The following is a 24,626-nucleotide window of genomic DNA, read 5'->3' on the forward strand; positions in this document are numbered from 1 at the left end:
AAATGATGAAAAGCTATCAAAATGGAATTAAACTACTTGCTACAATAACGATTTTGTTCTTGTTTATTACAGGATGTAATACCGCACAGATAGTTGAAACCAAGCAAATATCTTTAACTACCGTTCTTGGCAGTGGTCTGAATGACATAAGCCAAATTTACGTACGGTACGGTGATGGTAAGGAATTGACAATTGTTGAAAATGAATATTTACAAAAAACAACAAATATCCTTAAAGGTATGCAAGTGATTCACGTTGAAAGTATGCCGGATAGTGTCGGTCAATTATACACGTTAAAAATCAAGGATGGCTCCCAAATAATTGAATATTCCAGTAGTCTCTTTTTAAATGGAAAACAGTATAAGGTAGTTAATGATGTAGCGAAAAAAGACTTGGACCAGTACTTAATCAAGATTGGGAGAGCAGTGATCCCCGATTTACTTCCAGGTATAGAAATAAAATAGAAGGCCGCCATGCAAAAAATTGCTGTCGTTACAGACTTTGACGGAACATTGATGGAGTAGGTTGATAAGCTGATTGAGAGTGTGCATTTGCGGGATGGTGCGCGGGATTTTATTGATTTTTGCCAGCAGAAAGATGTGTCCGTTACGGTCGGGATTTCCTGCTGCCTGTAAGTTCCCAGATTAGGATAAAACAAGCTAAGGGAATGCCATTGGCAGCCCCTAGCCAGCTAGATGTTGTAGAGTCATTCGAGATGGTCTTTGAGTGTTTCTACGAGTTGGTTTTGAATATTCGCTTCACTATGCTGCCATATGATTTCGAAAAGCACACCAAGCCCTGGCAATACCCGTTCTTCTCCGCCGATGGAATCCTCAATCACTTCTTGAAGCTCATCATTTGATTTATTCTGGACTCGCTGGACGATGGCCTGTCTTAAGGTGATGTTCATTCGTGGACCTCGCTTCCATTTCGTTATCGTTATTAATATGCGCAAGTTTCTAGCTGTTCATCCTTACTCACTTCGCCACTTTCCATGCATAGTGAGAAGCGGGTCATGTGTATGTTATACTATAGTAATCTTAGGAATTTGGAGGACACGCCAACAGTGAGAAAGCAATTTGCGATTATTGGGATGGGAAGATTCGGGTCTAGCGTTGCTAAAACATTGTCACAATTAGGGTTTGAGGTCCTTGCAATTGATCATCGTGAAGAGACGGTTCAAGAGGTTTCAGCTTTCGTCACACATGCCGTTCAAGCCGATTCTACGGATGAGGAAGCGCTGCGTGCTCTTGGTATTCGTAATTTTGACGTTGTGGTTGTGGCTATTGGGGAGGATATTCAAGCGAGTATTCTGACTACATTGATCCTCAAAGAAATGGGCATAGCTAAGATTATAGTGAAAGCTGTAAATGATCTGCATGGAAAAGTATTAAAGAAAATTGGCGCTGACAAAGTCGTTTATCCGGAAAGAGATATGGGACAGCGTGTGGCGCATCATCTGATTTCATCTAATATTATCGATTATATAGAGCTATCTGCCGATTACAGTATCGTAGAGATCAAGGTTTCCAATCAAATGATTGGTAAAAGCCTCAAACAGTTGGATATCCGGGCTAAATATGGCTGTAATGTCATTGCGATCAAACAAAATGAAAAACTGATCATTCCGCCAAGTGCAGAAGAGCCGCTTAGAATGGACGATATTTTGGTTATTGTAGGAAAAAATTCAGATCTTCAAACTTTTGAAGTGACTTTTGCAGAGTAGGTAAAGATAAATGACAAGTGTACATACGGAAATTATGTCTGTTCAGAATGCCAGAGTCAAAGAATGGGCGCAGCTTTTAGAACGCAAGGGCAGGGACAAACAAGGGAAATATATCATTGAGGGTTACCATCTGGTGGAGGAAGCATTGCGTGCGGGAGCTCAGGTGGAGACCATTATGTATAGCTTGGAAAAAGGGATACCTGCTGGATTAGCGGAGCAGGTCGCCCAATCTGTTGAATGGGTTGGCGTCAGCCAGGCTGTGCTGGAAAAATGCTCAGATACGCAGACGCCGCAAGGGGTTTTGGCCGTTGTGGCTCGACCGCAGCTTGGCATGGACGCGCTGCTCGCTGGCGAGCATGATCTTGTGGTGGTCCTGGACGGCGTTCAGGACCCGGGCAACCTGGGCACGATCATCCGCAGCGCGGATGCCGTCGGGGCCAAGGCTGTTGTGCTCGGCCGCGGCACGGTCGATCTGTACAATCCCAAGACGATCCGCTCGACGATGGGATCGATGTATCATCTGCCGATTGTCGAGGCAGATCTGCTTGAGCTGCTGCCGCGCGCGCGTGAGCGCGGCGTGCGGCTCGTGACCACGAGCCTGCAGGCGCAGCGCTCGTGCTACGACACGGACCTGCGGCAGCCGACGTGGCTGATTCTCGGCAACGAAGCCAAGGGCGTGTCGCCGGAAGTCGCTGCACAGTCGGATGTGCAGGTGATTATTCCGATGCAGGGCAAAGCGGAATCGCTGAACGTCGCGATGGCCGCGACGGTGCTGCTTTTTGAGGCTTCGCGGCAGCGGTTGGTTCCGTCGCAATAGAAGAAATTCTATTGTGAGTTGTAATTCAGATTGTCACTGATTGGAACGTAAATTGTCATAGGATGGAACGTAAATTTGTCATAGGAAAGGTAGCTCAATGTCCAAAAAAACTTGATATATCGGGCTTTTTTAACAGGCATTAATAGGTACAGCGTTACTTTCCAATATGAGCCATTAAAAAAACATTCCATTTTGTGAGCCATTATTTTCTGGAACCAATTTTGTCATAATTAGTGAAATTGTTATAAGGTACGGTGCGATATGATTGGGGATAAAATTCGTGCTCTCAGAAAACTAAATAACTTAAATCAAGTTGAATTTGCGGCTTCACTTGGTATATCACAAGGTAATTTAAGTGAGATTGAGAAGGGGAAGAGTAAGCCTTCAGCGGATACCTTGCAGGCGTTAAGAAGAGCTTATTGACTGGATATTAATCTTTTATTAGATGAGGATGCTAGTAAAGATATTAAATTAACGGATGGTTGGAGTCTTAGCCCAACAGAGGTAACACTGATTTCTCAATTTAGATTACTCTCTAGTATAAAACAAAAAGAAATTATGGACTTTCTAGACTATAAAATTACCCGTATTTAGATAACCTACTTCGACTCATAAAGGCAGCAAAAACCCACCGCTCAAGGTTTGGTCGCCTTAAGCATGGGTTTTTACTTTTTCGGTATTGTATTAAGAACAGAGGCATTACATTGAAAACCGCATCCACCGTTGTCTCGACATCCATTTTCCAGAATATGGTTAAACAATCCATTCACTCACTTCGAATCTTGGGTACCGTAGCCATTGTCGGCATGTCTGGAGACGTCACATTAAACTTTGTAAATGATATTTTAATGGAAGGCAAGAAAATCGTCGGAACCGTTCAAGGAGATTCCGTTCCTCAATTGCTTATTCCTCAATTGGTTAAATATTATAAAGAAGGAAAATTCCCATTTGATAAATTGGTGAAATTCTACGATTTTGAAGATATTAATAAAGCCTTTGAAGATTCAAAAAAGGTTATGGCCATTAAACCCATCGTCAAAATCGCGAAATAAATGATTTTCGTTAAAAATATCTGTTCGAGTGAATCAATTAAAAGGAGGCCGACTAAGTGTCAGCCTCCTTTTCCATATGCAAACAAAACCGGATATTTTGAAAAAACTAAATGTGATCGGCCTTCTGCGCATGCTCGGATTCTTCATTTACAACTTTTTGATAATTTAAACCCCATACTTCCATTACACCGATGATAGGTTTTAACGAGTTTCCCAAATCGCTTAACCGATATTCTACTCTTGGTGGAACTTCAGCATAGACCTCCCGGATGATAATCCCATCTTCCTCCATTGAACGCAAATTTTGAGTTAATACCTTTTGGCTAATGTCAGGTATCCTTTTTCGTAGTTCCCCAAATCGCTTGGTTCCTGTCAGTAAGTCCCTTAAAATGAGCAATTTCCACTTGTTACCGATCAGCCCGACCGTTGTAGCTACGGGGCAAAGCGGTAGTTCTTTTTTCGGAATCAATTGAATGTCTCCTCCATTAGTTACTTAAAGGTTCCTATATAATAAAAAGGTGCCTACTTTCCATATCGCTTTATAGACTTTATTATAAATCCATCGCAATCATATGCAAGTTATTTTCTTTGGTGTAATACAAAATTGGAGGTTGGGTAATTAGGTGAATCTCACTCAGCTTTTATAGGCATTATATGGATACAATAAAGATCAATATGGGTAATTTAAATTTTTTGCGAAACTAAACCTTTCGGAGGAAAGGGCGGGATCATTTGAACAGTAACTTGTGGATGGAATTTACGAATTATTTTACAAATAACACAAATGACTATTTGATTTCTTTAAAAGAGCATGTAGGGATTAGTGTAATGGCATTATTGCTCTCTACATTGATCGGTGTTATTTGTGGGTATATTTGCTCTGAATATAAACAATACGAAAAGTGGATCGTATCGATATTTCAAATCCTTAGAATTATTCCGAGCTTGGCTATTCTCCTGCTCTTGATCCCTGTTATGGGTACGGGCATTAAGCCAGCTTTGATAGCTCTAATATTACTCGCGATTCCGCCAATTCTTATGAACACTGTTGCGGGTTTGGAAGAGGTATCTCCATTTATAATCGAAGCTGCCTACGGGGGTGGCATGTCGGATCGACAGATTTTGTGGAAAGTCAAAATTCCTTTAGCCGCGCCGATCATTCTAACCGGAATCAAAACGGCTACGATTGAAATCATTGCAAGTGCCACCTTGGCCGCTAAGATCGGTGCTGGTGGACTTGGAGGCATTATTTTTACCGGCCTAGGACTCAATCGCATGGATTTGCTATTAATTGGGGGTATTTCGGTTGCGGTTCTTTCTATTGCAGCTGGATTATCTCTAGATCTGGCAGACAGATTTTTGTTCAAATATAAACTCGTTAGAAAGTAGGAGTAGAAAATGATGAAAATTAGACTAAAAACATTTGCTGCAGTCGCCGCACTATTGGTTCTAACAATAACCCTGATTGCATGCGGAATTAAGAGCGCTAATCCTAATGCAAGTACAATAATTCGTGTTGGGACAAAAGATTTCACCGAGAATTTGATTGTTGGAGAATTATACGCATTAGCTTTGGAAGATGCCGGATATCAAGTTAAACGAGTCTCTAATATTGCTGGTTCCGTCATTCATACATCGCTCGTAAACAATGAAATTGATCTGTACCCTGAATATACGGGGACCGGGTTGCTAACCATTTTAAAGATGAATTTGATGACTAATCCCGATGAGGTTTATAAAACAGTGAAAGACGAGTATAAGAAACGGTTTCAAGTTACTTGGCTGAATTACTCGCAGGCCAATGACGGGGCTGGTCTTGTCATCCGTACGGATGTTTCGAAAAAGCTTGGCATTACCACCATTTCGGATTTACAAAAACATGCAAGTGAACTTAGATTCGCATCACAAGGTGAGGTTGACCAACGAGAGGATGGAATCCCTGCTTTAGAAAAAGTATATGGGAAACTAAATTGGAAATCGTCGAAGGTGTACGATAATAGCTTGAAATATGAGGTGCTCAAAAATAACGAAGGGGATGTTGCTCCAGCCTATACGACGGAAGGGCAGTTGGTGAATATCGATCAGTTCACCTTATTAGAGGACGACAAACATGTCTGGCCGCCGTATAATTTGGCGCCTGTGATTCGCGATAATGTTTTAAACGCTAATTCTGGCATCGCGGAGGCAATTAACAAAGTAAGTACAAAATTAGATACAAAAACAGTCACAGCACTAAATGCCAAAGTTGATGTTGAGAAAAAGGATTATGAAGACGTGGCAAAAGAGTTTTACAAATCCATTAAGTAAGCGTCATGGAGGATAACATGCTTCTTACAGCGATTGAGTTCAGTAATGTATGTAAAAAATATTCGAAATCCGAACATAATGTGGTCGATCATGTGAATTTGACCATCAACGAAGGGGAGTTCATTACGATTTTGGGCTCCTCGGGGTCCGGAAAGACAACATTGCTCAAGATGGTCAATCGTATGCATGAACCAAGCGAAGGAACAATTACGCTATTTGGTGAAGATATTGCAATGGTTGATCCAGTAAAGGTCAGAAGACGGATGGGTTATGTGATTCAGCAAGTAGGATTATTTCCTCATATGACCATAGCTCAGAATATTGCGATAGTGCCAAAACTTTTAAAATGGGAACAATCTAAGATTGATTTGAAAGTAAACGAATTGCTCTCTCAAGTCGGGTTAGAGCAACGAGAATATCGAAATCGCTATCCGTCGCAATTGTCAGGCGGTCAACAACAAAGAATCGGGCTGGCACGAGCCCTAGCGACCGATCCCAAAATCATGTTGCTGGATGAGCCTTTTGGTGCCATCGATGCCATTACTCGGTTGAACTTGCAGGATGAGCTTTTACGTATTCATGGGGGGCTCAAGAAAACATTTCTTCTTGTTACGCATGATATCAACGAGGCCTTTAAGCTCGGGACAAGAGTCATTGTTATGAACGAAGGTAAAGTTTCTCAGTTCGATACGCCGAGAAATATTGTACAGAATCCTGCTGACGAGTTTGTATCGTCACTCATCCATTCCTCAAGAGAGCAAGAGCGTTTCTGGGAGGGATTCGTTTGATCGAATATGCAGTCAACCATTTTGATAAATTAGTCGCGGCGCTGCTGGAGCATCTGGAGATGTTAGTTGCGACAATGATCATTTCAATCGTTCTCGCTTCGATTTTAACGATGGTAGCCATGTCTTCAACAATCTTTTCCAAAATGCTGCTTCAATTATTTTCAGTGATTTATTCCATCCCCAGCTTGGCTTTTTTAGCCATTTTGATCCCGGTTACGGGCTTAGGCAAAGAAACAGCCATCACGGCTTTAGTTGTTTACAACCAATATATATTGCTGCGTAATTTTATCACAGGACTGAATGAAGTTGAACCGTCGATCATAGAAGCGGCATTCGGTATCGGTATGACGAATTGGCAGGTTCTTTATCTGGTGAGGCTGCCGTTGTCTAAGAGGGCTCTCTTTACCGGAGTACGGCTTGCCGTTGTATCTACAATTGGTATAGCTACAATTGCAGCATTCATCAACGCGGGTGGGCTAGGCACAATTCTATTCGATGGACTTCGTACAATGAATGTTTACAAAATATTGTGGGGAAGCTTGCTGTCCGCGGGGCTTGCAATCGGTGCTAATGCGTTATTAATTCGAATTGAAAAAGGATTTGCATGAAAAGGGTTATGAAAGGAGCGCTAACTCCATGAAAGCAGTTGTTTTGGAAAGACCATGTGCACCTGAGGATTTAGCTGTAAGCGAGGTGCCGATTCCTGAGGTGAAGCCAGGCTGGGTTCTGGTCAAAATAAAAGCATTTGGTATTAATCGCTCCGAAATGTTTACGAGACAGGGCCATTCCCCATCCGTTAAGCTCCCTCGGATCCTTGGGATTGAATGTGTGGGGGCAATCGAAGATCCCTCCGATAGCTCATTTAAGAAGGAACAACGAGTTGTCTCATTGATGGGTGGACTTGGGCGTGAATTTGACGGCAGTTATGCGGAATATGCTCTTGTTCCTGTAAGACAAGTTTATCCAATTTACAATGAGATGGACTGGGTGAAACTAGCCGCAATACCGGAAATGTACTATACGGCCTATGCATCACTGTTCGTGTCTCTAAAGCTGATGAAAGGCGAAACGCTGCTGATTCGCGGCGGAACAAGCTCCGTAGGACTGGCTGCATTGCAGCTGGCCAAGAGCGTTGGAGCAACAGTATTATCGACGACCAGAAGCATAGACAAAGCTGAATATCTTAAGCAAGTGGGGGCGGATTACGTGCTGCTGGATGATGACAGTTTAAGTGAGCAGCTATTTGCCATTGCCCCAACAGGTGTTAATAAAGTCTTAGAGTTAGTGGGTACCACCAAACTGAAACACTCACTGTCACTTGTTTCAGAGAACGGCATCTTATGCATGTCGGGAATATTGGGGAACGAATGGGAAATAGAACACTTTGAACCGCTGGTCGATATTCCAACAGGAGTCTATTTTACGGCCTTTACAAGCGAAACCATCAAAGAACAACTGCTTGTAGAGTTGTTTAATCATATCGAGAAGTATGCTATTCAAGTTCCGATTGCACAAGTATTCACGCTGGATCAAATCGATAAAGCACATCTTCTAATGGAAAGTAACGCTGCAAACGGAAAGATTGTCGTTACGAATACCTGAGCTAACCAAAGGGGGGAGCGGCATGCAGGGTAATATTTCGACTCGTATTGAAAAGGCGAAACAGGCTATAAAACAAGCCGATTATATATTATTAGGCGGAGGGGCGGGTTTATCAGCCGCCGCGGGAATCACATACAGCGGGAAACGATTTACGGATCACTTCGGATCTTTTATTGAAAAGTATGGGTTTACCGACTTGTATACGTCCAGCTTTTACCCGTTTACAACACAAGAGGAGAAATGGGCATACTGGGCCAAACACATCAGCCTCAATCGGTATGAAACGGGTCCAACCAAGCTTTACAAAGATTTATATCAGATGGCTAAAGACAAAGAATATTTCGTAATCACCACCAATGTTGAGAGCCAGTTTGAAAAAGCAGGCTTTCCCTCTTATAAGATATTTGAGGTTCAAGGCAATTACAGCTATCTGCAATGTGCCGAAGGCTGTCACAACAAACGCTATTATAACGAATCCTTAGTAAAGGAAATGATTCAGCAAACGGTTGATTGTAAAATACCATCCGAGCTTGTTCCCAGATGTCCTGTTTGCGGCGGCGAGATGGACCCCAATCTAAGGAGCAATCAATACTTTGTACAGGATGAAAAATGGTATGAGCTAGATCGATTGTATAAGGATTTCTTACAAAAATCGGAAGGAAAGCAGATCGTGTATTTAGAATTAGGCGTTGGGTTTAATACACCTGGTATTATTCGTTATCCATTTGAAAGAATGACTTATTATAACGAATATGCAACATTGCTTCGTTTTAACAAAGACCACCCCGAGGGTTTTGAGGAAAATAAAGATAAAACCATCACGTTTACGGAGGATATGCGAGAGGTTGTAATAGCTTTAATGAAGTAAAAAGGAGCTAAGGGGAGAGTAATTATGACACAATTATCTTTAAAAGAATATGCATCTCCCATCCATTTGACTGATTGCTACGAACCTTCATTGCTTTATTTAAATCGTAAAGAGGAAATGGTTGACGAGCTGCTGGAAACATTTTTAAAAGAGAAGGAAGAATTAAGAGAGGCTAAAGTTCCTCGTGATTATGCCGGCAAACGAGATTTACTAAAAGGAATTCTAACTATCAGAGAACCAAAACCTCTCGATGTGGAAAACCTAAATAAGTTAGATTCCCTATTACAAACGGAGCTAATGGAAAGAGGCGTTATTGAAGTTGGGCCTCTTGAGCCGATTTCTGATATATATCCCAATTGCAGTTTTAATCAATCTCATAAATTCACCTTGTGGCAAGGTGACATGACACGATTAGGTGCAGACGCCATCGTAAATGCTGCAAACAAATACTTGTTAGGCTGTTTTCACCCCTATCATGCTTGTATCGATAACGCCATTCACTCCGCGGCTGGCCCGCAATTAAGGGAAGACTGTAACACTATCATGTCCCTTCAAGGTGAGTTGGAGGATACGGGGGGAGCAAAAATCACAAGAGGCTATAATTTGCCTTCCAAATTTGTTCTGCACACAGTGGGTCCCATTATAGATAAGGGAATAGAACTGACAGAGCAGCAAAAAGCAGAATTAGCTTCCTGTTATAGATCAGATATGAAGCGGATTTTTGCTCCGTATGCCCCGGGAATCAAGCTGCGACTAAAAGCGTTAAAAGAAGTACATGATGCCGGATTGTCTACCCAAGCATCTATTTCTCCTGTTTTACCGTTTACCCCTGATTTCCCAAGATTGTTGGAGGGAATAGTGGATCGTATTTGGATCGATACACTAACGATTGGGGACGGTTCGATGGGTAAACGTTCAGCGCGGTTAGGAATGCCTCAGTTATTCGAAGAGCATGATCTATCGAAGTGGTATCAAGAAGATATCCATATCAAGGTTGGAAAATATTTCAGGAATTCTTTCCCTAGTGAAATGATACGTATTTCCAAAAACGAAGCTTTTCCAATTTAAGTGGAAAGGGATGAATGAAGATGTTGAAAGAAAATGGAGAGCAATTACTGAAAAATTTTGCCGCTACTGCTTATCCTCTAGCTGTAACGAAAATTACAAACAGTATCTATCATGTCATGGGATATGCCCATAGTAATTCCATTATTATAGAGGCTGAGAATTCTGTCATTCTAGTTGATACATTTGAAACTGATGTAAGGGCTGAAAAGTTAAAAAAACTCATTGCTGACATTACTGAAAAGCCAGTAAAAACGATTATCTACACCCACAGTCATCCTGACCATCGAGGTGGCGCGGGGGTTTTTAGTGATACGGTTGAGGAGGTTATTGCATTTGCCCCAATGAAACCTATACTCGGACGTACCAATGAATTGAATGATGTACTTAATAAACGTGGTTCATATCAATTTGGGTATTATTTAACTGATGAAGAGGTCATTACTCAAGGTATTGGGATTCGAGAGGGAATTGTTGTGGGAGAAGGAAAACGAGCTTTTTTTCCTCCGACAACTGTATACAAACAAGAAAAAGTAAATCGAACGATAGATGGCATTCAGGTCGAATTGGTACCAGCACTTGGTGAAACGGATGACCAGATCTTTATTTGGTTGCCAGATAGCAAGGTGCTTTGTTGTGGAGATAATTATTACGGCTGCTTTCCAAATTTATATGCCATCCGTGGCGGTCAATACCGAGATGTCAGCGCTTGGGTAGACTCACTTAATTTAATTATTTCATATCCCGCAGAATATGTTCTGCCAGGTCATACAAAACCGTTAGTAGGGAGAAACCAAGTTCAAGAGGTATTGTTGAACTTCCGAGATGCAATCGAATTTGTTCTTGAAGAAACACTAAGGGGTATGAATAAGGGTTTAAAAGTAGATGAACTGGCAAGTATCGTAAAGCTACCTGAAAAACTTGCGGAGCTCCCCTATCTGGGCGAGTTTTACGGGACTGTTGCATGGACTGTGCGCAGTATTTACAACGGGTATCTCGGATGGTTTGATGGCAATCCAACGAATCTAAATAAATTGCCATCAAAGACACATGCAGAAAAGATGTTGAATCTAATAGGCAGTCATGAGTCGGTCGTAACGGAAATCAAAAGAGCGCTTGATATTCGAGAAGAGCAATGGGCAGTTGAGCTTTGTGACCTGTTAATCAGTGCTGAAAGAGAATTAATAATTGCAAAACAGTTGAAAGCAAAAGGATTAATGGCACTATCAAAGCAAGAAACAAGTGCAAATGGAAGGCACTATTATATTGCATGCGCCAAAGAACTATTAGAAGATTAAGCCGGTACAGTTCCATTTTATATAAATGTGTTTATTAATGATGAACTATAATACTGAAAGGGAAGATGAGAAAATGAAATTTGATACTAACTCAACTTTCGCAGCTTAAATCTATGAACAATCCCTTGATGTAGCAAGGTAAACCGACGATCCACTCGCGGAGTTGACAAAATACATTGGTCTTCTCCTGTTTTGACTTGGCTCCGGCCAATTTCAGGAACAATGTCATCAGTTGCTGCAACGCGGTTTGATAATCCAAGTCCCTTACCTCATCCGCAAATAGGAAAAATAATCCACCTAGCGACTTGGCGTCATTTTCCCGGCGACGTTCATATTCCATCACCAAATAACGGCTGAACACAACCGTCGTGTGGCTGATCAACATGTCAAATGAACGTCCTTGAAACTCAGTACCAAGTTTAAGATAGCTCTTCGTAAATTTGAAAAACGTCTCGATACTCCAACGCATACCATAGATTCGTTCAATTTCGTCTTCACTCACCGTCAAGTCGGTAGTGATAATTGCCAGCCATTCTCGTCGTTTGTTGCGATTTTGAACAAACACTAACTTAATGGATAAACCACAAGCGGTTTCGGTGATGACAGAGCCCAGAATCTCAGTAGCCTTACACTTTGGAAGTGTTGCATATACCTCTTTCAAGGTCATTAGCTTACCGTTTAATCGGTAGCGTTGTTTCAATTCTTTGACCATCCCAATGACCGGAAGTCCCATTTCGTAAAGTTGACGAAGTAAAGGTGCCTGAGTAAACCAGCTGTCCATGAGCACATAGTCCGCTGTAAATCCGGCGGTTAGTGCCCGCTTTAGAAGATCTACTACGGCATCTGGTTTGCGATGGAGGGATTCAAGCCGGCGCTTGTAGCCATGACAGCGCTTAGAAAGTTGTCCTTGATTTCACAAATTCGGTTCGCAAGCTTAGCTGAGGAAAGCATGACAAAGTCAATGGGGGCAAAGCTAAAACCATCGGACCAACCAAGCGTCAACATTGTAAACCCTTTGGTAAAGCGACCTGTCGTGTGGTCGAATACGTGTGCCAACAGTTCGGCTTTCTTACTTCGGTTACGCCTCAAGACGGAGTCGTCAATGATGAATACGCGTGTACGCGAAGTGGCAATGAGCGACTCAAAGTGCAAAACGACTCTCAAAGCAAAGCTATGGAGAAACTTCCGCCAAGCAAATGTGCTCTGATTGAGGAAACGATAAATGACGTCTTTACCTGGCAGTGATTCACCGCGCTCACTCTCCAAAAGGCGAAACCAATTCCGGCCTTCGAACACGAGTGAAAACAGAAGCTGAAAAACAGCAAGACTAGAAAAGCCAAAGGATTTGGTGATTCCGGCATTTCGCAGCAATTGGCCGATTTGCAATGTGGAAAACAAAAAGGAAAAACGGGTTGTTGCCTGTTCAGACAAGGATTTTTGGTGTACCATAAGGGTTACAACACCTTTCTTTGTTTGCATGGTTGCTCGTCACTTCCATGATACCAAACAAAGAGGGTGTTTTTCTGTCAAGGGGAGCAAAATTTCATGTTAATCCTTACAACCATATGGGTATTCTAGTTTTTCGTAGGTGCGAAAGTTGAGTTAAGTAATAAAGAAACTAATTATATCCACATAAACGCAGATATTTATTTGGACTATTTCACTTCTATTTACAATATAGACCCAGATGAAGCGATCTCTCTTTCAAATAAATTTTGTGATTCTAATGACTTCGTTGAAAATTTAATATCTAGGGATTTCAGCGAAGAGATGATCCCTTTGTTTATATATTTATTAAAAATATTGGATAAAGATAAAGACAAGCGGACAATTTTGAAGAAATGGATATTTACTCACCTTACTGATTTTAACAAAAAAGTATGGAAGGTTTCATTGCAAAAGAGAGATAACTTATACTTATTTTTGAAGGAATTGACATTAGAGGAGGGCCATTTTTTAGGTCTTGAATATGCTGATGCACTACTCGATTCAATAAAAGATTATCCAAGTGGATTTTCAAAAAAGGGAGATTTATTAAAATTTTTCAACATTATTGATGCTCCTTATAAAAAGGATATTAGTCAGAATTTAAGGCAATATTTAACGTATAGTGATAATTCTATAACATTAATTTTGGATGAATTAGCTAGTGAGTTGTTTTCTGAATCTGTAGCTCTTACAGAGGAATATATAAATCAATTGGTCAATGGAGGTTTTTCTAAAATTGTTGATCGTAGTGACGAAGCAGAATTAGAATCACTAATTAAAGTATTGTCCTTAAGGTCAGATATTGTTTCCAATTGTAATTTTGATTATTGGAATACATTTATTGACCGTTTAGAAAAAAGGTATGAAGATACTGAGGATGGGACTGAATTACAAACAATTTATTTTAAATTAAAAGAACTCTCCACTAACTTGACTGAAAAGTTAAAGTACAAAGGTCTGAAGTGGACCGGCTTGCGAATTTTACAGCGGGTGTTCAAATCCACTTCCAGTCGGATTCCCCGAAACTATCTGTACGAGTTGTTTTGGCCGACAAAGCGAATATGTATCAAATGCCGGCTACGGGGCAATGCGGTGTTGATTGTTACATTGGTTCTCACGGAAAGCAGCAATTTGTAAACGTTACTCGTTTCGATCCTGCGCTTTCGAAATATGAAGCCATTCTTTTTGAATCGTTTGGAGATCAAATGAAAGAGATAACATTGAATCTCCCCTTGTATCAGGGGGTGAAGGAGATGTGGATCGGGATTGAGCCATCCGCTTCGGTTGCTCATTCTCCAGGCTTCGTTTCCGACAAGCGAGTGCTTATCTATGGTACGTCTATCACGCATGGAGCTTGCGCGTCTCGTCCGGGAATGGCTTATCCGAACATCTTGAGCCGGATGTTTCCTCTTGAGTTTGTGAACCTCGGATTCTCGGGGAATGCGCAAGGAGAACCAGAATTAGCTCAAATCATCAGCGAAATCCCCGACCCTGCATTGCTTATATTAGATTATGAGGGGAACACGCCTAGCACGGAACGTCTTAGAGAGACACTTCCTGAGTTTATTCGAATTTTTCGGTCCCGATATGCCGAAGTACCCATTCTGGTCCTTTCACAAATCCGGCTTGCGAAGGAGGCTTTCGATGTTCATATGTTTCGGCAACGGGAGGAGCGAAAGCAATTCCAGCAGGAAACGGTAGAACGATTGAGGCAAAGTGGAGATCCTCACATTCATTTTTTTAATGGAGAAGAGCTGCTCGGATTAGAATATGGGGAATGCACGGTAGATGGCATTCATCCGTCGGATTTGGGTTATAAGAGAATGAGCGAAGCGCTAAAGCCATTGCTGGAAAATCTTTTGCGTCCTTACCTCAATTGAGTTTTCCCTTCAAGTTCCATTAGGCAGATGAATAATGGTGAAGTATCATTTAGCATAGGGTGATAAAAAAATGTTCATTTCTCCTATGCTAGCGTCATACGCAAAAGATAATAAACCATTTAAAAGCAAACATCATATAGCGGAATATAAATTAGATGGTCTTAGATGTATGATCTCCAATATGGATAAACTCTATGTTTATACGAAGCATAATAACTTGATTACAAATAAATTCCCTGAGTTATATAGTTGCCCCCTGCCTGAAGGAACCATACTTGATGGAGTATTAATAATGATGGACGATCAAGGGAAACCAGACTTTGAAGCCATGTCAGCCAGGTTTTTATCAAGTAAAAACAAAACACCTGTGATATTCTGCGCATTTGACATTATGAGATACAAAGGAATTGACGTCACGGGTTTAACCTTACTGAAACGAAAAGAACTGTTGGACAAGGCTTTCAATGAAAATGATCACTATAAAAAGGTTAAAGTGTTTGAGGGAAATGCCGTTGATTATTTTGAGCAGGTTCGTGAGCAGGGACTTGAGGGCATTATTATGAAATCTAAAAAAGAGAATTCCACCTACGAAATAGACAAACGCTCCAAACAATGGCAAAAGGTGATCAATTGGACTTATGCGGATGTGTATATTTCCGGTTACAGAAAAAATAATTTCGCCTTATTGGCCTCTATTGATGCACCTGATGGCTCCAAGTTCCCAGTTGGGGTTATTGAGTCAGGTGTAACCCCAATTCACCAGAAAGCTCTAGATCGTCTGAAGAAACGCTTAGTCTTCAAGGAAGACCAGAATTTTGCCTATATGGAACCGCGAATCATGGCAAAGATTAAGACAAGAAATTGGACCAAAAGCGGAAAACTAAGGAAGCCAGTATTCATGGAATTCGTGATCTAAGCATAAAAAAGACTGAAATCACCAAAGGAGGAAGTGGTGGTTACAGTCTTTTGTTTTGCTTGCACTTCAACCAAGGAATTAGCGTCTAATTCCGCCAGTTAGTTGTTGTTCGGCCAATTGAACTAATCTTCTCGTAATGTTACCGCCGATTGCGCCAGTATCACGAGTAGCCATATAGCCGTAATAACCATCTTGCGGAATTTGAATACCTAATTCTTGAGCGACTTCATATTTCATTTGGTCAAGAGCTGCTCTTGCTTGTTGCACGACTAATGTATTGCTGTTTCTTCTAGCCATTTGATTCACTCCTTTTTTGTGGTGTAGGAGTATTTTGTGGATTAAATGGTTTTTTATTCATCTTCCCAAAATAAATTTCCGATAAGTCGATTTTCGGCTTCTCGGATGCTGCGGGCGAGCTTCGGCTCGCAGAGCTCTGACTGTATGCGAGTTTTCCGCGCTTAATCTGCATGTATGCGCGGGACAATCGGGAGCCTACTTTAGCGATGAAAACATCCCTAGCGAGCGGGAAACGGACTATTTCTACCGCGTCCTCATCAAGTAAGCATGTTTTTCATCGCTATGGAAGTGCTTTTCCACCTCACGCCTTCTTTAGCGATGAAAAACATCCCTAACGAGCAGAAATAGGACTATTTCGGCCGAGTCCTCATCAAGTAAGCATGTTTTTCATCGCTATGGAAGTACTTTCCAACCTCACGCCTTCTTTAGCGATGAAAAACATCCCTAACGAGCGGGAAACGGACTATTTCGGCTGCGTCCTCATCAAGTAAGCATGTTTTTCATCGCTATGGAGGTACTTTCCACCCTCACGCCTTCTTTAGCGATGAAAAACATCACTAACGAGCAGGAATAGGGCTATTTCGGCCGAGTCCTCATCATGTAAGCATGTTTTTCATCGTTAACGAGGGACAGTCCGCTGAGAAGTCGATTTCCGGCATCTCGGACTCTGTCGACGAGCTTCAGCTCGTGCTATAAGTTTTCTTATTGACACAGCCTCTGGAAAAAGATATATTTTTCAGTGTAAAAGTAATAATTACGATTAATCGATCACAAAGCCTAATAACTCACTTGTAGTTTGGGCTTCGACATATAAATCAAGGATAGTCACCAACTAAAATCGTAATTTTTACATATAAAGTCGGAAAGGATCTGTTCTTATGTTAGTTGCCTCCATGGATGAGGTGGAATTCGGTTACAATGACGTCCCTTGTATTCAAGACGCGAGTGTAGAGATTCAGTCGGGTGAGTTTGTAGCTATTACAGGTCCCAATGGTGCAGCCAAGTCGACTTTGCTGAAATTGCTTCTTGGCTTGCTTGATCCTTGGAAAGGGAGTATTTTCTTGTCTTCAACCAATAAGGAGGGTAAGAAGCTGAGAGTGGGGTACGTATCCCAGCAAATCTCCGCCTTCAATAGTGGATTCCCTAGCACGATATTGGAGTTTGTCCAATCAGGTAGGTATGCAAGCCGCTCATGGTTTCGTAAACTGGACAAAGAAGATGAGGTGCAGACGGAGAAAGCCCTCCGTCAGGTTGGGATGTGGGATTTGCGCAAGCGCAAGATTGGTGAGCTCTCCGGAGGCCAAAAGCAGCGTATTTGCATCGCCAGAGCACTTGCACAGGAGCCGGATATGCTTGTTCTCGATGAACCGACAACAGGGATGGATCAGGATAGCCGCTTTGGCTTCTACGAGTTGATGCATCATCAAGTGAAAGCTCACGGGCGAACCGTTGTTATGGTGACGCATGGACTTAACGAGGTCGCTCCCTATTTGGATCGTATTATTGAGCTGGAGAGAAAGGAGGATGGCGGATGGAAATGCTGCACTACGACTTCATGCAGCGGGCATTTTGTGCCGGTGGGTTAATAGCCATCATGGCTTCGATTCTCGGTGTATATCTGATGCTTCGCAGACAAGCGCTGATGGCTGACATGCTCTCCCATGTTTCCTTGGCAGGGGTTGCAGGAGGTGCGTATCTAAACATCAATCCAACCTTGACTGGATTCGTCGTAGCTACGCTAGGCGCTATAGCTGTGGAATATGTAAGGAGGTCCTATAAAACGTATAGTGAAATTTCGGTTGCCATCATTATGGTGGGTGGATTATCAACCGCGGTGATCATCATGAGTCTCAAGCAAAGCATCAATAAAGGCTTCTCCGCTTATTTATTCGGCTCTGTTGTTGCTGTGAATGAAACCGAGCTTCTCCTCATGTTTGTGGTCGCGATCATCGGGGGCATCTTTTTCTATCTATTCCGTCGTCCGCTCTATCAGATTACATTCGATGAAGATACGGCTAAGACCAATGGGCTTCCTGTGAAGTGGATCTCACTTGGTTTTAGCGTCTTAACAGGTATGATTGTATCCGCGGCTATGCCGATCGTTGGCGTTCTTCTCGTTTCGGCATTAATTGTACTGCCCGCGGCGCTTGCCATTCGAATTGCACCTAGTTTTACATCTGCACTTTTTATAGCTATGAGCATTGGCTTACTTGGTGTCGTTTCCGGACTAACCGCTTCTTATCAGCTTAGTACACCTCCGGGTGGGACGATAGCGCTGCTACTCTTATTTATTCTTATTACTGGTCTTGGTTTGAAAAAGGTGGTTCTGACCTTTAGCAAAAGCAAAGCAAAAAATGCAGCTGACACCATCCCACGTCTGTCCAAAGAAACAACCATTTCATCATTTAACAAATTGTAGGAGGAAATACCAATGAAAAAAATCTGGGTATCTAAATCACTTGCTTTTACCGTATTATCAGCTGCTATCTTATCGGGTTGTGCGTCTAACACCGCTTCAAGTAATGGCAAATTAAATGTCGTTACAAGCTTCTACCCCATGTATGAATTCACTAAGCAAGTTGCAGGTGATCATGCCAATGTGATTGCTCTAATACCGCCGGGGGCTGAACCCCATGACTGGGAGCCTAGTGCGAAAGATATGAAACAACTGAAGGATGCTAATGTGTTCGTTTACAACGGTATTGTAGAAGGATGGGCGGAGCAATCACTTAAGAGTGCTGAGAATAAGAATCGTGTCGTTGTTGAAGCAAGTAAAGGAATTGAATTAATGGAAGGCTTACCGGAGGAAGAACATCAAGCTGATCCCAAGAAAGAAGCGCATGCAGACAAAATCCTAGATCCGCATGTTTGGCTAACTCCGGTACTTGCTCAGCAAGAGGTTGAGGCCATTGTTGTTGGATTAACGCAAGCTGACCCTGCTCACAAAGAGGATTATCGAAAAAATGCGGATGCCTATATCGGAAAGCTGAAAGCCTTGGACGATTCATTTAAAACAGGTCTTAAAAATGTAAAGCATAAAGAATTCGTCACGCAGCATGCAGCTTTTGGTTATTTGGCCAAAGAATACGGGCTGAAACAGGTTCCTATTGCCGGACTATCTCCTGAAGAAGAGCCAGCCCCGGATAAAATGGCGGAAATTATTAAATTTGCCAAAGATAATAAGGTACAAACGATTTTCTTTGAAACCTTGGTAGATCCAAAGGTTGCGAGTACAATTGCCAAAGAAGTCGGTGCGAAAACGGCTGTGCTGAACCCAATAGAGGGATTAACAGACGATGATAAAAAGAAAAACCTTGATTACATCGGTGTTATGACGAATAACCTGGAAGCATTGAAAAAAGCGTTAAATGAATAAATAGAACTTAAAATTACTTTTTTTAATATTTCAAATCCGTAAAATTTACGAATTGAAAGAGGTTATCACATTGGTTGATCGTAAAATACCTGTAACCGTCTTAAGCGGTTATTTGGGAGTAGGCAAAACAACGTTATTAAACCACATCCTACATAATCGTGATGGCTTAAAAGTTGCGGTTATTGTCAACGATTTAAGTGAGGTCAACATTGACGCAGAGCTGATTAGAGAAGGCAATGGGCTTTCCCGCACGAATGAGAGCTTGGTTGAAATGTCCAATGGCTGCATCTGCTGCACATTGCGTGAAGACCTTTTGAAGGAAGTAGAGCGGCTTGCTAAAGAGGATAAATTTGATTATATCCTGATTGAATCAACGGGTGTAGGTGAACCGTTACCGGTTGCGCAAACATTCACATATTTGGATGAAGAGCAGGGGATTGATCTTACACAATTTTGCCGACTCGACACGATGGGCACCGTCGTAGACGCTTATCGGTTCTGGACAGACTACTCCTCGGGAGAGACGCTGCTAGAACGCAGTCAAGCTGTGGGTGAAGATGATACACGCGAAGTTGTAGATCTTCTGATAGACCAAATTGAGTTCTGTGATGTCCTGATTTTGAACAAATGCGACATGCTGGAAGAAGATGAACTGACTGAGCTAGAGGGCGTACTGCGCACATTACAACCTAGAGCCAAATTCATTCGCTCGATTCACGGGAAGGTTGCTCCAGCGGATATTTTGAACACTCATTTGTTTAATTTCGATGAAGCTAGTACGTCCGCAGGTTGGATGCGGGAAATGGAGAAGGAAACACATACACCAGAAACCGAAGAATATGGCATTTCCTCTTTTGTCTACGAAAGAATTCGTCCATTCGAGCCTTCGCGGCTGATGAGCTGGATGGAAGATTGGCCGGCTGAGATCATTCGAGCCAAAGGGATCATGTGGCTTGCAACGCGTAACGATCATGCCCAGAACTTAAGCCAAGCAGGTCCTTCTATTCGCTTCGGTCCAGCAGGGTATTGGGTGGCGGCGCTGCCAGATGGTGAAAGAGAAACTGTTCTAGAAGAAGACGCGGATCAAATCAAGCACTGGGATGATACCTATGGGGATCGCATGAACAAGGTTGTATTCATCGGCATAGAGATGGACCGAGCGGGTATCGTCGCTTCATTGGATGCCTGCTTGTTGACGGATGCCGAAATGCAAGGAGATTGGAACCGTTTCGAGGATGAGCTGCCGAATGCCATAATGGAGTTTTAAGAAGCCTGTCCTTTGCCGCAATAAATTCAGAAATGATGTATGATAGGAGGTGAACTGCATGAGAGTCATTATTACATTAGCGTGTACGGAAACGGGTGACAGAAACTATACAACGACGAAGAATAAAAGAACCCAAACCTCTCGTTTGGAGCTGAAAAAGTATTGTCCACGTCTGAAGCGTCACACGCTTCATCGTGAAACACGTTAATAAACGTAGAAAGTCCGGGCTTACTTGTCCGGGTTTTCTTCTTTAACGAATGGATTATCCCAAAGGAGGCTGATGGGTTTGATGAGTTTGAATACCCCTGAGGAAAGCGAAGTCATTCTAAGTCATCACACAGATGCTCAGTGGCGCCGCCGTGAGCAGGAATTAGTGCATTGGACAGCACGCGAGAAACAGCACAAGCATGCTAAGAAGACCAAACTTCTCGGACATATCAACGTGGATGCAGAATTGTTTCCAGCCTTGGTGTTACTTCAGCAGAAGCAAATAGCGACTGAATTCTCATGTGCTGGTGTAAGTCCACTTGACGAACCAGAAGACCATTCCTTATATGCTTATCTCACGATCATAGCCTCTGAGCGAGCCGAGCAATTTGTCCAATTGACCATGAAGCGCATGAGGCATCGTGTGTTGATCTCCTTCGAACCCGCAAGGAACCGATACGATCTTTCATCCTTTTACATAGGCCATAATCGTTCCTTTTGTCAGATGATCCAGCAATGCGCTGAGTCCTTTGAGTTTTAGGCAGCGAATACGTACAGTAAGGCTTTCTCCTAATGTCGGAGTAAGCCTTTTTTGTTTTTCCTGAATGGTCTGAACATGATAAAAAGGTGTTGGAGGGGGAACTATCTAGTAGTAAATAATACGTGGAGGATTTAAGAATGGAGCATCCATTACTCTTAGAGATGAAGCAGCTTATTACCGAGCTCGAGCAAAAAGAGGCTGAGACCATCTATACGATTCCCCATGAAATTATGGGGGCCACGAAAAAGGCGAAAAACTTAGAAAGGTTTTTACACGATATATTTGCTGTAGTTAACGGCAGCGGCGGGATTAACCTGCTGAGCATTATCCGTAGGGAGTTTGGCATGAGTGTGGAACTTATAGACCATATGGATCAGTGGGCACCGTACAGCAAAGATCAATTTGAAGATGCCCTGCATGATGCAATAGATCGGGCTGAAATTCGTACGGGGAAGCAAGGATTGTTTTTTCAAGGCTCGCCTGATAGAAAGGAAGCCGCAGAAGCACTCCACCTGCTGAAAAGCATTGCCCATGCCGCGGTTAAGTGTCAATTTCATCCGAAACTGGCTGGAACCCATACCTATATTGAAATTTTGGACCACGTCATTCAATTTTATGCTCTTCCTAATTCGTTCCCTGATAATAGTATGATAAAGTACAGAAACCTACTGTCCTCTGATCGACTTTACGCATTGTCAGGGAACGATGATACCATTACAGCGGCATTGAAGAGTTATGTAAAAGAGTGGTACCAACGTTCATCCTTCACGTTCTTGGAGAACAGTGAATGGTATCATACGTACGAATCAGTCCTAGAGTATCTGTACGTTATAACAGAGGAGCAGCTAGAACGCTTACGGATTGATTATATCCAGCAGATTAGGGATGACTTTATTATCGTAAAAGCAAAACCTGATCTGCACCGCGTGAAGCATCTGACATCCATGCTGGAAACGGTATTGAACTGGAAGGTTTAGTTACCACGAAACCGTTTAATTTCGCTTATAGGCGGAAGGCCGAACATTCGGGCGTATTCGCGACTGAATTGAGATGGACTCTCATAACCTACCTGGAATCCAGCATTTGCTGCATCCGCTGATTCTGAAAGCATAAGGCGACGGGCCTCTTGCAACCTTAGTTGTTTTTGATATTGCAAAGGACTCATGGCTGTAACTTCTTTAAAGTGATGATGCAGGGATGAAGCACTCATATTAACTGCCGTCGCTAATTGTTCGATACGTAATGGCTCAGCAAAAGCTTGTTTAATTAAGCTAATTACTTTAGCGATACGTTCAGTTTGACTACCGAGCAGGGCAATCTGTTTTAAACGGTTTCCTTGTTCATTATTTAGAACGCGGTAAAGAATTTCTCGAATCATCAATGGTGCAAGAACAGGAATATCTTTCGGTGTATCTAATAGACGAACAAGTCGTAATACAGCTTCAAGAAGCAATGAATTGGTTTTACTTACAAATAAGCCTCGCTGTGAATCTCCTTTTTTAATCCATTCCTGATCAGACTTGCTGATAATGTCGAGAATCAGATTCCGATCAAAATCTAATCGCAAACACAAGTAAGGGGAATGTGGAGACGCCTCTATGATCTGGCCGGCAATTGGCAAATCCACAGAAACAACGAGATAGTGAGATGGGTCATATTGATAGTTCTCCTGTGCGAGCATAACTAGCTTAGATCCTTGAGCAACGATGCACAAGGCTGGCTCATGCAGTGAATATATAGGCTCTCCTTTACTTGATGCGCGAATGAAATGCAGCAGAGGAATGGCAGTAGAATGAACGCCATCTGCTTCAGCAAATCGCTCAATGAGCAATGCGAGTTCTTGTTGATGCTGGGTACCTTTATCGTCCATAGGAAATCCTTCCTTTACTTGTCTTGGATAGCTCAATTCTATGATGACTCAGAGGATTAGGCAAGAACTTACCAGTAATGGGATACCTCATCAAGTCCTGATCGCTGCATAATAAAAAAGAACCAAGAAGACAAGGAGGAAATGACATGGAAAAACAAATGAACGCGGAGCAATCCTATGTCGGTATGTGGGTCACTAAGGATGGGTATATCCGTCATGAGCTTTTACCTAACGGCCGTTATGATGAAGGTCGCGGCAATAACAAAAGTGCATACAGAGGTCGCTATAGGATCGAAGGTAACCATATCGAGTACGTGGACGACACAGGATTTACGGCTGATGGTGATTATCGAGATGGCATTCTGTACCACGCAGGCATGGTTTTGTATCGCGAAGAAAAGTAAGCTTGGTCATCTAAGATTCATTTTCTTGTCATCATTTGAAGCAAATGTTGGCCATTAATAAATATAAAATTCAAAGGGGAAAAAACATGTCGAACATCTCAGGAAAAGTTGTAGTCATTACAGGTGCAAGCAGTGGTATTGGTGAAGCTACTGCACGTCATCTTGCCCAAAATGGGGCCATTGTCGTATTAGGTGCCAGGCGCACAGATAGATTGGAAGCTCTTGCGTCTGAAATACGTTCAGAGGGAGGAAGAGTTGAATACCAGCCGCTTGATGTGACCAAAAGAGAGCAAATGGAAGAGTTCATAGGCTTTGCACAAAGCACATTTGGACGTGTCGATGTTATTCTGAATAACGCTGGGGTTATGCCTCTCTCACCACTTGAAGCACTGAAGCTCGATGAATGGGACCGTATGATCGATGTGAACATTCGCGGTGTTCTCCACGGTATCGCTGCCGGACTCCCAATTATGAAGAAACAAGGTTTTGGTCAGTTCATTAACATCGCTTCTATTGGCGCTTATACAGTTTCACCGACTGCGGCTGTGTATTGTGCTACTAAATTCGCTGTCCGTGCTATTTCCGAAGGACTGCGCCAGGAGGTAGGCGGCGACATTCGTGTGACACTAGTATCACCAGGAGTTACGGAATCAGAACTTGCTGAAACTATTTCCGATGAAAAAGGCCGAGAGGAAATGAAGGAATTTCGACGGGTATCCATCCCAGCGTCTGCTATTTCCCGAGCAATACTGTACGCAATTGAGCAGCCTGCCGACGTCGATGTGAGTGAGATCATTGTACGGCCAACGTCAAGCCTTTTCTAAGAGAATTTTCTATTCCATTGTCATTAATCGAAA

The 24,626-nt window shown here is 42.4% G+C and carries 28 protein-coding genes and 2 pseudogenes; 25 read left to right on the forward strand and 5 right to left on the reverse strand.

Translation table 11 applies throughout. From position 1 onward, the window contains the following. Window positions 1–2: 2 nt before the first annotated feature. On the forward strand, window positions 3–464 hold the full coding sequence (locus tag G519_RS0113275; RefSeq protein WP_029195113.1) for a hypothetical protein: 462 nt from the start codon (window positions 3–5) through the stop codon (window positions 462–464). A gap of 242 nt (window positions 465–706) precedes the next feature. On the opposite strand, the gene sspI is transcribed toward G519_RS0113275, so the two are convergent. Then, window positions 707–910 (reverse strand): small acid-soluble spore protein SspI, encoded by a 204-nt coding sequence (gene sspI, locus G519_RS0113280; protein ID WP_029195114.1) that lies wholly within the window; start codon window positions 908–910, stop codon window positions 707–709. A gap of 111 nt (window positions 911–1,021) precedes the next feature. Between sspI and G519_RS0113285 the strand changes: the two genes are divergently transcribed. From G519_RS0113285 to G519_RS0113300, 4 genes are all read left to right on the forward strand, one after another. After that, on the forward strand, window positions 1,022–1,726 hold the full coding sequence (locus G519_RS0113285) for a potassium channel family protein (RefSeq protein WP_217283047.1): 705 nt from the start codon (window positions 1,022–1,024) through the stop codon (window positions 1,724–1,726). A 10-nt stretch (window positions 1,727–1,736) separates the two neighbouring features. Beyond that, on the forward strand, window positions 1,737–2,543 hold the full coding sequence (locus G519_RS0113290; RefSeq protein WP_029195116.1) for a TrmH family RNA methyltransferase: 807 nt from the start codon (window positions 1,737–1,739) through the stop codon (window positions 2,541–2,543). Between the two features lie 261 nt (window positions 2,544–2,804). Beyond that, entirely contained in the window at window positions 2,805–2,966 is a 162-nt protein-coding gene (locus G519_RS48950) for a helix-turn-helix domain-containing protein (RefSeq protein ID WP_084160144.1), read from the forward strand. 281 nt (window positions 2,967–3,247) lie between these two features. Beyond that, complete coding sequence (locus G519_RS0113300) at window positions 3,248–3,595, forward strand: MDR/zinc-dependent alcohol dehydrogenase-like family protein (protein WP_029195117.1); 348 nt, start codon at window positions 3,248–3,250, stop codon at window positions 3,593–3,595. A gap of 106 nt (window positions 3,596–3,701) precedes the next feature. Here the strand turns inward: G519_RS0113300 and G519_RS0113305 are convergent, their stop codons facing one another. Beyond that, window positions 3,702–4,064, reverse strand: a complete 363-nt coding sequence (locus tag G519_RS0113305; protein ID WP_051253368.1) for a winged helix-turn-helix transcriptional regulator — start codon at window positions 4,062–4,064, stop codon at window positions 3,702–3,704. 263 nt (window positions 4,065–4,327) lie between these two features. On the opposite strand from G519_RS0113305, the gene G519_RS0113310 reads away from it, so the two are divergent. The 8 genes from G519_RS0113310 to G519_RS0113350 are packed head-to-tail and all read left to right on the forward strand — an operon-like array spanning window position 4,328 to window position 11,523. After that, the gene (locus G519_RS0113310) at window positions 4,328–4,984 is read left to right on the forward strand and encodes an ABC transporter permease (RefSeq protein ID WP_029195119.1); all 657 of its coding nucleotides are present in this window, start codon (window positions 4,328–4,330) and stop codon (window positions 4,982–4,984) included. A gap of 9 nt (window positions 4,985–4,993) precedes the next feature. Further along, window positions 4,994–5,902: a glycine betaine ABC transporter substrate-binding protein gene (locus G519_RS0113315; protein ID WP_244280104.1), complete on the forward strand. Its 909-nt coding sequence runs from the start codon at window positions 4,994–4,996 to the stop codon at window positions 5,900–5,902. Between the two features lie 17 nt (window positions 5,903–5,919). Next, on the forward strand, window positions 5,920–6,690 hold the full coding sequence (locus G519_RS0113320) for an ABC transporter ATP-binding protein (protein ID WP_029195121.1): 771 nt from the start codon (window positions 5,920–5,922) through the stop codon (window positions 6,688–6,690). Next, entirely contained in the window at window positions 6,687–7,298 is a 612-nt protein-coding gene (locus G519_RS0113325; RefSeq protein ID WP_029195122.1) for an ABC transporter permease, read from the forward strand. Before G519_RS0113320 ends, G519_RS0113325 begins: the two co-directional genes overlap by 4 nt. A 28-nt stretch (window positions 7,299–7,326) precedes the next feature. Continuing rightward, entirely contained in the window at window positions 7,327–8,292 is a 966-nt protein-coding gene (locus G519_RS0113330) for a zinc-binding alcohol dehydrogenase family protein (protein WP_029195123.1), read from the forward strand. Between the two features lie 22 nt (window positions 8,293–8,314). Continuing rightward, window positions 8,315–9,160 carry a Sir2 family NAD-dependent protein deacetylase gene (locus tag G519_RS0113335; protein ID WP_029195124.1) on the forward strand — a complete coding sequence of 282 codons (846 nt, stop codon included), beginning with the start codon at window positions 8,315–8,317 and terminating at the stop codon, window positions 9,158–9,160. A gap of 24 nt (window positions 9,161–9,184) precedes the next feature. Next, window positions 9,185–10,228: a macro domain-containing protein gene (locus G519_RS48955; protein WP_174806652.1), complete on the forward strand. Its 1,044-nt coding sequence runs from the start codon at window positions 9,185–9,187 to the stop codon at window positions 10,226–10,228. A gap of 20 nt (window positions 10,229–10,248) precedes the next feature. Next, window positions 10,249–11,523 (forward strand): alkyl/aryl-sulfatase, encoded by a 1,275-nt coding sequence (locus G519_RS0113350; protein ID WP_029195125.1) that lies wholly within the window; start codon window positions 10,249–10,251, stop codon window positions 11,521–11,523. A 91-nt stretch (window positions 11,524–11,614) separates the two neighbouring features. Here G519_RS0113350 and G519_RS42885 read toward each other — a convergent pair. Further along, window positions 11,615–12,972 (reverse strand): annotated as a pseudogene (locus G519_RS42885) (IS4 family transposase). Window positions 12,973–13,973: 1,001 nt separating this feature from the next. On the opposite strand from G519_RS42885, the pseudogene G519_RS53515 reads away from it, so the two are divergent. From G519_RS53515 to G519_RS0113365, 3 genes and pseudogenes are all read left to right on the forward strand, one after another. After that, a pseudogene (locus G519_RS53515) lies at window positions 13,974–14,234 on the forward strand (SGNH/GDSL hydrolase N-terminal domain-containing protein); the annotation flags it as partial. A gap of 30 nt (window positions 14,235–14,264) precedes the next feature. Continuing rightward, window positions 14,265–14,891 (forward strand): SGNH/GDSL hydrolase family protein, encoded by a 627-nt coding sequence (locus tag G519_RS42890; RefSeq protein WP_051253370.1) that lies wholly within the window; start codon window positions 14,265–14,267, stop codon window positions 14,889–14,891. Between the two features lie 70 nt (window positions 14,892–14,961). Then, window positions 14,962–15,807, forward strand: a complete 846-nt coding sequence (locus G519_RS0113365; protein WP_029195126.1) for an ATP-dependent DNA ligase — start codon at window positions 14,962–14,964, stop codon at window positions 15,805–15,807. Window positions 15,808–15,885: 78 nt separating this feature from the next. Here G519_RS0113365 and G519_RS0113370 read toward each other — a convergent pair whose 3' ends face one another. Continuing rightward, window positions 15,886–16,104 (reverse strand): alpha/beta-type small acid-soluble spore protein, encoded by a 219-nt coding sequence (locus G519_RS0113370; protein ID WP_029195127.1) that lies wholly within the window; start codon window positions 16,102–16,104, stop codon window positions 15,886–15,888. An 878-nt stretch (window positions 16,105–16,982) separates the two neighbouring features. On the opposite strand from G519_RS0113370, the gene G519_RS0113375 reads away from it, so the two are divergent. From G519_RS0113375 to G519_RS0113405, 7 genes are all read left to right on the forward strand, one after another. Further along, the gene (locus G519_RS0113375; RefSeq protein ID WP_029195128.1) at window positions 16,983–17,690 is read left to right on the forward strand and encodes a metal ABC transporter ATP-binding protein; all 708 of its coding nucleotides are present in this window, start codon (window positions 16,983–16,985) and stop codon (window positions 17,688–17,690) included. After that, on the forward strand, window positions 17,636–18,523 hold the full coding sequence (locus tag G519_RS42895) for a metal ABC transporter permease (RefSeq protein ID WP_051253371.1): 888 nt from the start codon (window positions 17,636–17,638) through the stop codon (window positions 18,521–18,523). Before G519_RS0113375 ends, G519_RS42895 begins: the two co-directional genes overlap by 55 nt. A gap of 12 nt (window positions 18,524–18,535) precedes the next feature. Beyond that, on the forward strand, window positions 18,536–19,480 hold the full coding sequence (locus tag G519_RS0113385; protein WP_029195129.1) for a metal ABC transporter substrate-binding protein: 945 nt from the start codon (window positions 18,536–18,538) through the stop codon (window positions 19,478–19,480). A 70-nt stretch (window positions 19,481–19,550) separates the two neighbouring features. Next, window positions 19,551–20,747 carry a GTP-binding protein gene (locus G519_RS0113390; protein WP_029195130.1) on the forward strand — a complete coding sequence of 399 codons (1,197 nt, stop codon included), beginning with the start codon at window positions 19,551–19,553 and terminating at the stop codon, window positions 20,745–20,747. A 58-nt stretch (window positions 20,748–20,805) separates the two neighbouring features. Continuing rightward, window positions 20,806–20,955, forward strand: a complete 150-nt coding sequence (rpmG, locus tag G519_RS0113395; RefSeq protein WP_029195131.1) for a 50S ribosomal protein L33 — start codon at window positions 20,806–20,808, stop codon at window positions 20,953–20,955. Between the two features lie 81 nt (window positions 20,956–21,036). Continuing rightward, the gene (locus G519_RS0113400; protein ID WP_036632853.1) at window positions 21,037–21,495 is read left to right on the forward strand and encodes a hypothetical protein; all 459 of its coding nucleotides are present in this window, start codon (window positions 21,037–21,039) and stop codon (window positions 21,493–21,495) included. Window positions 21,496–21,632: 137 nt separating this feature from the next. Beyond that, complete coding sequence (locus G519_RS0113405; RefSeq protein WP_029195133.1) at window positions 21,633–22,472, forward strand: hypothetical protein; 840 nt, start codon at window positions 21,633–21,635, stop codon at window positions 22,470–22,472. On the opposite strand, the gene G519_RS0113410 is transcribed toward G519_RS0113405, so the two are convergent. Continuing rightward, complete coding sequence (locus G519_RS0113410) at window positions 22,469–23,365, reverse strand: AraC family transcriptional regulator (protein WP_029195134.1); 897 nt, start codon at window positions 23,363–23,365, stop codon at window positions 22,469–22,471. The genes G519_RS0113405 and G519_RS0113410 overlap by 4 nt on opposite strands. A 146-nt stretch (window positions 23,366–23,511) precedes the next feature. Between G519_RS0113410 and G519_RS0113415 the strand changes: the two genes are divergently transcribed. Together G519_RS0113415 and G519_RS0113420 are read left to right on the forward strand one after the other, a co-directional pair. Then, window positions 23,512–23,769 (forward strand): Atu4866 domain-containing protein, encoded by a 258-nt coding sequence (locus tag G519_RS0113415; protein ID WP_029195135.1) that lies wholly within the window; start codon window positions 23,512–23,514, stop codon window positions 23,767–23,769. A gap of 86 nt (window positions 23,770–23,855) precedes the next feature. Continuing rightward, window positions 23,856–24,593, forward strand: coding sequence for an SDR family oxidoreductase (locus tag G519_RS0113420; RefSeq protein ID WP_029195136.1), 738 nt, complete (start codon window positions 23,856–23,858; stop codon window positions 24,591–24,593). Window positions 24,594–24,626 lie beyond the last annotated feature (33 nt).

Source organism: Paenibacillus alginolyticus DSM 5050 = NBRC 15375, assembly GCF_000422905.1.
Classification (GTDB): Bacteria; Bacillota; Bacilli; order Paenibacillales; family NBRC-103111; genus Paenibacillus_E; species Paenibacillus_E alginolyticus.